Source organism: Hyphomonas sp. BRH_c22, assembly GCF_000961795.1.
Taxonomy (GTDB): domain Bacteria; phylum Pseudomonadota; class Alphaproteobacteria; order Caulobacterales; family Hyphomonadaceae; genus Hyphomonas.
Map to the genome: position 1 here is coordinate 21,890 of NZ_LADU01000064.1, position 10,557 is coordinate 32,446.

Annotated in this window: 11 protein-coding genes and 1 pseudogene; 7 read left to right on the top strand and 5 right to left on the bottom strand. The window is 63.4% G+C overall.

Annotation, left to right across the window (positions count from 1 at the left end; all coding sequences use genetic code 11):
- Positions 1-58 precede the first annotated feature (58 nt).
- The 3 genes from VR74_RS08345 to VR74_RS20685 all read left to right on the top strand — a co-directional run bounded on the left by VR74_RS08345 (position 59) and on the right by VR74_RS20685 (position 1,567).
- A complete protein-coding gene (locus tag VR74_RS08345) occupies positions 59-475 on the top strand; it encodes a MucR family transcriptional regulator (protein WP_299949902.1) in 417 nt (138 codons plus the stop codon).
- 143 nt (positions 476-618) lie between these two features.
- Positions 619-1,119, top strand: coding sequence for a PAS domain-containing protein (locus VR74_RS08350; RefSeq protein ID WP_045695859.1), 501 nt, complete (start codon positions 619-621; stop codon positions 1,117-1,119).
- Between the two features lie 274 nt (positions 1,120-1,393).
- Positions 1,394-1,567: a hypothetical protein gene (locus tag VR74_RS20685; RefSeq protein WP_299949904.1), complete on the top strand. Its 174-nt coding sequence runs from the start codon at positions 1,394-1,396 to the stop codon at positions 1,565-1,567.
- 13 nt (positions 1,568-1,580) lie between these two features.
- On the opposite strand, the gene VR74_RS08360 is transcribed toward VR74_RS20685, so the two are convergent.
- Both VR74_RS08360 and VR74_RS08365 read right to left on the bottom strand, forming a co-directional pair.
- The gene (locus VR74_RS08360) at positions 1,581-2,000 is read right to left on the bottom strand and encodes a SufE family protein (RefSeq protein WP_045695861.1); all 420 of its coding nucleotides are present in this window, start codon (positions 1,998-2,000) and stop codon (positions 1,581-1,583) included.
- 89 nt (positions 2,001-2,089) lie between these two features.
- Complete coding sequence (locus VR74_RS08365; RefSeq protein ID WP_299949906.1) at positions 2,090-3,067, bottom strand: hypothetical protein; 978 nt, start codon at positions 3,065-3,067, stop codon at positions 2,090-2,092.
- 162 nt (positions 3,068-3,229) lie between these two features.
- On the opposite strand from VR74_RS08365, the gene VR74_RS20690 reads away from it, so the two are divergent.
- The 3 genes from VR74_RS20690 (at position 3,230) to VR74_RS08380 (ending at position 5,703) form a co-directional block, all read left to right on the top strand.
- Entirely contained in the window at positions 3,230-4,837 is a 1,608-nt protein-coding gene (locus tag VR74_RS20690; RefSeq protein ID WP_299949908.1) for an ATP-binding protein, read from the top strand.
- A 47-nt stretch (positions 4,838-4,884) separates the two neighbouring features.
- Positions 4,885-5,226, top strand: a complete 342-nt coding sequence (locus VR74_RS08375) for a DUF1491 family protein (protein WP_045695863.1) — start codon at positions 4,885-4,887, stop codon at positions 5,224-5,226.
- Between the two features lie 102 nt (positions 5,227-5,328).
- Complete coding sequence (locus VR74_RS08380) at positions 5,329-5,703, top strand: hypothetical protein (RefSeq protein ID WP_045695864.1); 375 nt, start codon at positions 5,329-5,331, stop codon at positions 5,701-5,703.
- A gap of 6 nt (positions 5,704-5,709) precedes the next feature.
- Here VR74_RS08380 and VR74_RS20695 read toward each other — a convergent pair whose 3' ends face one another.
- Positions 5,710-7,911, bottom strand: coding sequence for a VWA domain-containing protein (locus VR74_RS20695; protein WP_299949910.1), 2,202 nt, complete (start codon positions 7,909-7,911; stop codon positions 5,710-5,712).
- A 147-nt stretch (positions 7,912-8,058) separates the two neighbouring features.
- On the opposite strand from VR74_RS20695, the gene VR74_RS08390 reads away from it, so the two are divergent.
- Complete coding sequence (locus VR74_RS08390) at positions 8,059-9,657, top strand: peptide chain release factor 3 (protein ID WP_299949912.1); 1,599 nt, start codon at positions 8,059-8,061, stop codon at positions 9,655-9,657.
- Here VR74_RS08390 and VR74_RS08395 read toward each other — a convergent pair.
- Together VR74_RS08395 and VR74_RS08400 are read right to left on the bottom strand one after the other, a co-directional pair.
- Positions 9,654-10,118 carry a PAN domain-containing protein gene (locus tag VR74_RS08395; protein WP_045695865.1) on the bottom strand — a complete coding sequence of 155 codons (465 nt, stop codon included), beginning with the start codon at positions 10,116-10,118 and terminating at the stop codon, positions 9,654-9,656. The genes VR74_RS08390 and VR74_RS08395 overlap by 4 nt on opposite strands.
- Before the next feature lie 64 nt (positions 10,119-10,182).
- Positions 10,183-10,557: pseudogene (locus VR74_RS08400) on the bottom strand (ABC transporter ATP-binding protein); the annotation flags it as partial.

The following is a 10,557-nucleotide window of genomic DNA, read 5'->3' on the forward strand; positions in this document are numbered from 1 at the left end:
ATTTACACTTACCTGTCTTCATTTACCCAGAAGGAAAGAGAGCTGGGGAGCCAAGACAATGCCCGAAGCAATGACTGCTGTACCGCGTGACGGTGTGCTCATCGAACTCGCAAGTGAAATCGTTGCCGCCTATGTCGGAAACAACACCGTTCAGTCGGCTGACCTGCCTGAACTCATCCGCAACGTGCACGCCTCTCTGGCCAGCCTTGGCAACCATGATGCCGAAACGGCCCGTCCCAAGCCGGCTGTATCGGTGAAACGCTCCCTGGGCGAGGATTTCCTCGTCTGTCTCGAAGATGGCAAGAAATTCAAGTCGTTAAAGCGTCATCTTCGTACCAAATACGACATGTCGCCTGACGAATACCGCGAAAAATGGAACCTGCCGCCGGACTATCCCATGGTCGCGCCCGGCTATTCAAAGCACCGCTCAATGCTTGCGAAGAAAATGGGTCTCGGCAAGGGTGACAAGGCCTAGTTTCGCTGTACGAATACTTGTCGTTACGTTTCCAGAACGAAATAAATCGGTAACAAAGGTTAAGAATATCTGTTGTTGACTCTTGATCCCGGAGTCCACTCGCGCGATAGGTGATTCTATCGAATCACCTGGGGGTGCAACCGATGTCAAACAAAACCCTATTCCAGGGCGTCACTATTGCCCAACAAGAGCTGATCAATTACTGGAAGCGGTTGCGCGACCGGACGGGCTGCGTCCCGCGCGAAGCGATTGATCCCGGCGCGCTGCGCAGCATGCTGGCCAGCATTTCCATCGTCCAGTTCGATGAGTCCGGCGATGGCCGGTTCCGGATCGCCGGTTCGCGCCTGCGCGACATTTTCGGGATGGAGGCGCGCGGCCGCCGTGTCGCAGATGTCATGGGCGCCCATGGCGAAGCCTTCTCGCTGGGCCTGTCCGTCGCGCTCGAACGCCGGGGGCCTGTGGGCGGTGTCATCGAGCAGGAAGACGGCATGCATGCCTGGCTGCGCCTGCCCTTGATGGATTCCAATGGCCATCTGACGATGGTTCTCTGTCACGACGAGATGCTGCCGACCCGCCGCATGGTGGTCCCCACGGATGGCCAGGCCAGTTCTGTCCACACTTCTTCTCCCCGCGCAGCGGCCTGAATCGCCTGCGATCCCTGATGCCAGCTTGATGGTATAGGAAAGTTATCCTACGCCTTCTGATGCCGGGTAGTCTTCTGCCTGCCAGACCAGAAGGAGACAGTGATGGCGAAATTCGATCCACAGAAAGACGAAGACCGGGCCTGTCTTGCTGCGGCGCTGACCGCCTATGCGCTCGGCCTGAAACTGGAGGCCATCCTTTCGCCTGAGCGGGGCCATCCGATCCGAGGCGCGGGCGCGCCATATCGCCATCTATCTCATGCACGTTGCGCTTGGCATGAGCCTGGCGCGTGTCGCGCGGGCATTTGGCCGGGATCGTCCGACCGTTGCCTATGCCTGCCACCTGATCGAGGACAGGCGCGACGATTCAGACTTTGACGACTGGCTGGATCAGCTGGCGGTCGGCCTGTCGAGCGTGGTGCTGCTGAGCGAGGCGCCGGCGGTTGCCTGACGGGGGGCAGGGGTCAGGCGGCCAGCGCCTGGCGCGCATCATGCCGGATCCGCTCAAGCATGGATGCAAGCCCGTTCGAGCGTTGCGCGGTCAGCGCGCCTGACACACCGATTTCGTCGAGCAATGCCTTCGCATCGAACGTCTCGATCTCGCGCAGGGGCGCGCCGGAATAGAGGCGCACGAGCAGCGCAATCAGGCCGGACACGATCATCGCATCCGATTCCGCGCGCACGACAAGGCGGCCATCGTCAACGTCTGTCACCATCCAGACCTGGGAGGCGCAGCCCCTGACAATGGTCTCCGGGGTTTTCTCGTCATCGGCCAGCGCAGGGTTTGCCTTGCCCAGATCGATGATGTGCGCATAGCGCGCTTCCCAGTCTTCAAGCCAGGAAAACTCTTCACGTATCTCGGCGGCCGCTGTTTCGATGCTCATGCGCCTGAAATGGGGCATTGAAGGGCAAAAGAAAACCCCCGGCGCCGCAACCGGCACCGGGGGTTTGATTTCAGGATTGTGCGGCGCGCCTACTGATAGACGCCGCCGATGCACTTGCCCACATCGGACAGGGCGTGTTCGCCGATGCAGAATGGCACTTCATACTGCTGGTTGGCGGCGGCCACGCACTGCTGGAGGTTCAGGTTTGCCATGTTGAGGCAGCCCTTGGTCTCACGCTCGGCCATTGCGGAACTGATCTGGCTTGCATTCTTCTCGGTGCTGGCCCCCAGCACGCGATAGGCAGCCAGTGTCGCGATCTGGTCGGCAACAGGTTCCTTGCCGAATTTCACGCGCTTGCGGTTGCCGGTCAGGCCGGACGTCACAGCCGCCGGGATCTTGATGGCGCCGGCTGCACCGGAGACATTGTCCCACAGGGATGGTGCGCCCGTATTGCCCGCCTGGACAAGCACGGCATCGAAGTCCGGAGCGTTCATTGCGGTCAGCAGGCCAAGCTTGGCCGGGATGCCCGATGCCTGGCTGGAATCCAGTTTCCTGGCCTTGGACCCGGAATTGCCGATCTTGGCCTTCGCCCAGCCCGACGCCTGCAGGGAATAGGCCTGCTCCTTGACATAGGCTGCGGCGGTGCTCAGGCGACGGCTGTCGGCTTCTGTGGCAGACAGGGCAGCGCTGACGGCCGTATCGCCGCCATGCAGCGTGCGGGCATAACGCACATCGTTGCGCATGCCGGTTTCAAGTGCTTCGCGGCCATAAAAGCTTTCGATGTCGCGCACGGCGGCCCGATATTCGGGGTTTTGCGAGGCGATAAGCGCGGAATAGGCGATCCAGCCTTTCGACAGCTGGTCGGGATTGTGACCACCCAGAGAATTCAGCGCGTGGTCGATGTCTCCGGCAGAAGACAGCGGTTTGTCTTTTACGTCTGTGACGTCAGACTGATAGGTGGCATAGACTGCCGCCGTATCGGAAATCGGGTCTTTTCCTTGAGCATTTACGCCAGCGACCAAGCCGAACCCGACTAGTGCTGCCCCAATCATTCTGATGGACTTCATGGTATCAACTCTCCCTCACGCGACACGCGATACTCTTGCCCCATCTTCCCCACTTGGGGAACCTCGCCTTGCCTGTAGATAACATTACAAATACAGCAAACGATGGGTACAGGCGCGAGAATGCCTAAGGAATCTCTATGGGATGTTAACAGGTTCCCCCTCATGACACAGAAGCGGTTACAGTTTGTTAATGTAACCTGGCTGGCGCTGGTCGCTGCAGCGACGCTGATTGCTGTGCTGCGGGGAATCACGTTCCTGCCGCTTCTGGGGGGCGCAGTTATCTCGGCGCTGCCAGCGATTGTCGGGCTTGTCTTCCTTCGTCCGGACAAGGATGTTTCACCCATCGCACCGCCGCTGCTGGTTATATGCTGGACCCTGCTGGCCGTGCTGGGCGTCGCCCTGACGGGAGGGGCATCTTCGCCGCTGACCATCCTGTTCGTGCTGGCGCCCCTGATCGCATTGAACCTTGAAGATACGGACATGGCCGCCGAAGCCGCCATTTTCGGCGTGGTCGCCTATTTCGCCGTCCTGCTGATGGGGCGCTTCGGTTTGCTGCCCGCAGGCGCAGACGCCTACCAGGCGCTGACCGTGGCCATCGCCTTTGCCGGGCTTGTCCTGGCGGGCCTGCTTGTCTGGGTGCTTGTGCGCGACCGGTATGCTGGTCGTGGCCGCGCCGGTGCCGATGACGCAGCCGTTGCAGAGGCTCCGCCTGCAGCGGCGTCCATGCCGGTCCTGCCCGCATCGTCAGGCATACTCCTGCTGGATGTGACCCCTGAAGGCCGCGTGCGCAGCCTGTCGGGCGATACGCTGGGGCTCGTCTCGGCCAGGCAGGGCGCCGCGCTGGCACACCTGTTCGAGCCGGACGCCGACGTATCCGGCCTTTGCCCGGAGAGCGGCCATGCGCGCGGCGAAATCAGGCTTGCCGATGGCCGGCTGGCCGCCTTTGCCGCCGAAGCCGGCCCGGCTGGCACGCGCCTCCTGGTGCAGGATATCAGCGCTTCCCAGCGGCAGGCCGAAGAGGCCACCGTGGCGCTCGAAGCGGCCGCCAGCCAGCTGCAGGACCGCACGGCCTTCTTCGCCTCGCTCGGCCATGACCTGAAGACCCCGCTCAACGCCATTCTCGGCTATGCCGACATGATGCGCGCCCAGATACGCGGCCCCCTGCCGGAAGCCTATGCCGACTATCCCGGCATCATTCATGAAAGCGGCCAGGACCTTCTGCTTCTGGTCGATGATATCCTCGACCTCGCCAAGGCCAATGCCGACCGCCAGCGCCTCGAGCCGGAACCGGTCGACCTTATCGCTTCGGCCCAGTCCATCGTGCGCCAGCTCGACAACCAGGCAGAACGGGCAGGCGTGAAGCTGAAAATCAAGTCGGACAATGAAGTCTGGGCCGAGGCCGATGCGCGCGCCGTGCGCCAGATCTGGCAGAACCTCGTATCCAACGCGATCAAGTATTCCGACAAGGGCGGGACGGTCACGCTCGATGCGTTCGAGGCCGGCGGCGCGGCCGTGCTCAGCGTCATCGACCGGGGCGCCGGCATGTCGGAAGACGATCTCAAGAAGGTGACCGAGCCGTTCTCGCAAGGCGGCAATTCGCGCGGCCGGGCAGGCACCGGCCTCGGCCTCGCCGTGGTGCGCAGCTTCGCCGAACTGCATGGCGGCCAGCTGACCCTGATGTCACGGCCCGGCAAGGGCACGCGCGCCGAAGTAACGCTTCCGCTTGCCGACATGACCGGTATCGAACCGCTGGAAGACGCGGCCCAATAGGCTGGCGCCGCTTGCCGCCCGCCGGAAAAAGCGCAAAGGTCCCGGCCATGGTCCGCCTGCCTTCCAGACTTTGGGTTGAAGCCCTCATCCGCCGCTGCGAGGTCGCAGGCGCGTCTGCATTCATTGTCCAGAAGGGCGACGCAGACCGCGGCGATACTTTGATCAAGGTCGCCCGTCTCGACGGCACGGCAGCGGCCTACTCGCCCTCGACCAATCTCGACGGCGAACGCGTGTTCCGTGACCTTTCGGTTCAGGGCGTGGGGCCGGATGAGGCAAGTGTCGATGCCTATATCCAGCGCGCACGCCAGCGCGACAGCGACCTGTGGGTCGTCGAGATCGAGGACCGGCAGGGCCGCCACTTCCTCACCGAAGACATCGAGAGCGAATAGGGCATCGCACTGCGATTTGCCATTGCGGGTTTTCAGGTAAACCGCCTGTTAACCCGACCAAGGCAGCTTCCGGACGTATCCACTGCTGGGGGCGGGCAGACCATGTTATTCCTTCTCAACGACAAGATCGCCGAGATAGACATCCCGGAGATCCACCTCTCGAAACGCTGGAAGAGCCTCGGCTGCGGAGATCCCTACGGCATGCGGGCACGCGACGCGCTCGATTTCGTGACGCGGGTCGTGGCCGACCATGTCCGCGAAGGCATCCCGATCGACACCGTGCTGATCCAGGACCTCGGTTCACTGATCATCGCCAAGACGGGAGCGAACGCCGCCCTGTTCCCCGCGCAGGACGGCAACGTCAGCGAGCCGCGCCTGACCATCCTGCCGGAAGCTATCCTGCGCACGCTGAAGCAGCGCGCCGACCAGGAAGGCACACTGCCCAATATCGAAGAGATCTGGCCGCTCGCCGCCTGATCCAGTTCAGTCCACCCTGACCGGCTGGCTGGTCACCACCTGGCGTCCGTCAGGCCCCTGAAGAATGTAGCGCACCATGAACGCCCCGGCATCGTCCGGTGCCTTCAGCGTCAGCGTTTCGCCCTTCTTGGTGTAGGCATAGGACAGTTCACCGCTGGTTCGTGTATGCCCGTCGGGGACAAGGTCGACATAGTCATTGGCATAGCCCGGCCCGGTCCAGCCGACTTGGAAACTCGCCCCGGCCGCAACACTGGCAGGCACGTCCAGCGTCACGTCAGCCGGTGTCACCCTGACCGGCCTGACGGCTTTCACCGACCGCCCGGTGGAAGACACGAAAACATAGCGAAGGTCATAGTCGCCCGGCGCACCCGGCAGCCTGATCGTCAGCGGATTGTCGGCCTTGACGTACGTGTATGACTTCTCGCCGCTAGTCTGCGCGTATCCGCGCGGCACGATATCGACATAGTCGCCGTCACTGGCCGGGCCGGTCCAGGCCACGCTGATCGTTTCGCCCGACACGCCGCTGGCCGTTGAGGGCTTAACCTCGAAGTCGATATCGTTCAGCGTCAGGGGCACGGTCTTCAGCACCGTGCGGCCATCAGCCGACTGAAGGACATAGCGCACGTCATACTTGCCCGGCTCGCCCGGCAGTTTCAGTTCCAGCGGATTGCCGCCGGACGTGTAGGCATAGGATTTCTCGCCGCTCCTCGGTGTGTATCCGCGCGGCACGATGTCGATATAGTCGCCCTCGGTGCCCGGTCCCGACCAGTCGACCTCCAGCACACCGCCGAGCGAAACAGCCGGATTGAACGCCAGGTCGACACTTGTTTCCGTCACGTCGACCGGCAGGACCTTCAAGACCGTACGGCCATCCGCTGCCTGCGCCACATAGCGCAGGTCATATGGTCCGGGCGTGCCGGGCACACGCACGGTCAGCGTGTCGGGATTGCCCTTCGTGTAGGCATAGGCTTTCTCACCATCCGTTCGCGTGTGTCCGCGCGGCACGATGTCGACATAGTCACCGGGATTGTCGGGGCCGCGCCAGTCGACGGTCAGCGGCTCGCCAATGCCGATGGACGGTGCAGCGATCAGCGCCACATCGGCTTCAGTGACCTCGATCGGGCGCGTCACGAGCACGGTACGGCCCTGCGGCGCCGTCCAGACATAGCGAAGCTCATAGTCGCCCGGCTCGCCGGGTGCGCGCAGCGTCGCCGGGCTGCCCTCGCGGGCATAGCCATAGGACAGCTCGCCGCTGGTACGTTCGTGGCCCTTTGGGACAATATCGACATAATCGCCTTGCGCGTCCGGCCCTTCCCAGCTGACGTTGAAACTGGCGCCGATCTCGACGGATTCCGGCCCGTCTATGGATGCCGTTGCGGTCGCGGCTTCAGGCGGGCCGGACTCGACAGCCTCCGCAACCGATTCCAGCGCCTCGGACAATTCGCCCGCATTCGATGCCTCGATATAGCGTCCGCCGGTTTCCTCGGCGAGGCAGGCGACCTGGCGGCCTTCATCTGCGCTGAGGCCAAAGCCGATGACATGGGCCGTGAATTCAATGCCGCGCTGTTCGAGCGAGACGCCCGCCGCGCACGGGTCCGCATCGCACGTCTCGATACCGTCCGTGACGAGGATGACCGTGGCGCGGGTTTCCTCGATCCTGAGCGCATTGGCGGCGGTTTCGACCGCTGCGGTCAGCGGTGTCTTGCCCACCGGCACCAGCGCGTCGACTGCATCGGCCAGCGGCACGTTCGCGCCCGGGCTGCGCATCAGTTCGATATCCTTGCAGTCGCCCTTGCGCCGGTGGCCATAGGCGATCAACCCGGCCGAGCCGAGCTCCGGATTGCTCTCCACCATGGCCCGCACGGCCTCGCGCGCGATATCGCGTTTCGAGCGGCCATCGATCTGGCCCCACATCGAGCCGGACGAATCCATCACCACCATGACCGTCATCGGGCCCTTCGGGGTTTCGATCACGGCATCTGCCGGATTGGCAGGCGCCTCAAGGGTGGCCTCCACGACTTCTGCCCCGTCGCCTGCGTCAAGGACGGTTGTGACTGCCCCTGTCACGCCGCCAGCCGCCTCGGCGGCATCTGCTGCCGGTGTTATGGTTTCGGGCACTTCCGGGATCGGCGCTTCTCGCGGACCACAGGCCGCCACAAGCAGGGTGAGCGCGGCGCAGCTGGCCAGCAAAATATGTCGATCGGGCATGACAAAAGTCCCCTTCATCATGGATTTGCGTTCCCCGGCCACCATACCCGGAAGTGTGTCCAAAGCGAAGCCGCCAACAAGCCCTTCAATCCTGCCGCCAAATCGGCTAGGGGCTGGCGGCTGAAACCAGAATTGTCCGGAACCCCAATGTCCCACGTCCAGGAAGCCGCCCGCCGGCGCACCTTCGCCATCATCTCGCACCCGGATGCGGGCAAGACGACCCTCACCGAGAACATCCTCCTCGCAGGCGGCGCCATCCGCGCGGCTGGCGAAGTTGCCGCGCGGGGCCAGCAGCGCCGCACCCGGTCTGACTGGATGAAGATCGAACGCGACCGCGGCATCTCGGTCTCCGCCTCGGTGATGACGTTCGAATATTGCGGCCTTGTCTTCAACCTGCTCGACACGCCGGGCCACGAAGACTTCTCCGAGGACACCTACCGCACGCTCACGGCGGCCGATTGCGCCGTCATGGTGCTCGATGCCGCCAAGGGTATCGAGCCGCAGACCTTGAAACTGTTCGAAGTCTGCCGCATGCGCGACATTCCGATTGTCACCTTCATCAACAAGATGGACCGCGAGGCGCTGGAGCCCATCGCCCTGCTTGATGAAGTGCAGGATAAGCTGCAGCTCGACACGGCGCCGCTCTACTGGCCGGCGGCTTCCGGCCAGCGGTTTGCCGGCATGAAGGATCTCACGACCGGTGAGTTCCTGCAGTTCGACCGCCGCCCCGGCGAGCCCCCGCATATCGGCCCGGCGACCCGCATCCCGGGCAGTGACGAAGCCCTGATCGGCAAGCTTGATGATTATGTTCATGCCGACCTGGTCGAAGGCGTGGAAATGGTCACCGGCCTGCTGCCGAAATTCGATGAAGAGGCTTTCAGGGCCGGCAACATGACGCCTGTCGTGTTCGGATCGGCCCTGCGCCATTTCGGCGTCGCGGAACTGCTCAACACGCTGCGCGATCATGCGCCGCCGCCGCGTATCCAGAAAGCCGAACGCAAGGGCGTTCCAATCAACGTTCAGCCATCGGACAATGACGTTTCCGGTTTCGTGTTCAAGATCCAGGCGAACATGGACCCGAACCACCGCGACCGCGTCGCCTTCCTGCGCCTGTGCTCAGGCGAGTTCCGGCGCGGCATGCGCCTGAAGAGCGCCAGCGGCAAGCAGCTGAATATCCACAACCCGCTGATGTTCCTCGCGCAGGACCGCGAGATTGCAGAGACCGCTTATGCAGGCGACGTGATCGGCGTGCCCAACCATGGCCAGCTGCGCGTCGGTGACAGCCTGTCGGAAAGCGGCGACATCCAGTTTGCCGGCATTCCGAACTTCGCGCCGGAACTCCTGCGCCGCGCCCGCGTGAAGGATCCGATGAAGGCGAAACACCTGCGCAAGGCGCTTGAAAGCCTCGCCGAGGAAGGCGTCACGCAACTCTTCAAGCCCGCCATCGGCTCCGACATGATCGTCGGCGCCGTCGGCCAGCTCCAGTTCGAAGTGATGATCGAGCGCGTGGCGGCCGAATACAATCTTGAAGTCGTGTTCGAACCGGCGCCCTACAATGTCGCCCGCTGGATGGCGTGCGATGATCCGGCCAAGTTGGAAGAATTCCTTGAGCGGAACAAGTCGGCCTCCGGCACGGACCTTGATGGCGCGCCGGTCTATCTGGCAAAGAATGCCTGGGATGTCGGCTACGCGCAGGAAAAGAACCCGGCGATCCGGTTCACCTCGACCAAGGAGCGTGCGCTCTAATCGTCGGTTGGCGTCAGGTCCGTGGGCCCGTCGACATCAACCTTTTCGATCTCGACCGTAATCGCCTTGATATGGTCCGCGTCACCGAGCAATTCGTCGGAAGGCGCTTGCTGGACAGGCGCGAAGATCGCCTCATGGCGCGGCGAGATGCCGGATGTCGCCAGCGGATTGTGCTCGATGCGGCCGCCGCCGCGCTTCAATTCGCACCAAGCATCATGCTCGCCGGTCGTCGCAACATGGCTCCACGCGACGCATTTGGCATCGTCCGCGCAAGCCGCCTGGCAGCTTGATGCGTCCTCTGACGGTATCACGCTGTAAGTCGCGCCAAAGCGGTAGAGGCCAGGTTCCGCGCCCACAGTCTCCGGCGCCGCCATGGCATCGGCCTTCAGCGACATTGGCGCATCGGCAAAGGCAGGCGCCACCAGGTAGGCGGCAATCGCAAGCATCCATGAAAGGCGCATCGGCTGAACTCCCATATATCCAGCGCCGGAATCTAGGCCGCGCCGGTTAACGAAGCTTTTACGTTCAGGTCGCCAGCGCCTCGCGCCGCTCCTCGATGTCCAGCCATTCCATCTCGGCCGCCTCGGCTTCCGCGCGCGCCGCGCCGATACGCTCGGACTTGGCGTTGAACGCCTTCGGGTCGCGGGCATAGAGGGCAGGGTCGGCGAGCTCCTTTTCCAGCTTCGCAATCTCCGCATGCAGCGCAGGGATCAGCGCGTCGATCTCCTTCTGGCGGTGCTCGTCCTTGAACGACAGCTTCTTCTGCGGCCTCGCCTTCGGCGCCTCGACCGCCTTCGCTTTCTCCGAGCGCGCATCGGCCTCGCCGCCGCGCCGCACATGCGCCAGCTGGTCCTGCGCGTCGCTCCAGCCGCCCGCCGTCTGCACCCATTTGCCATCGCC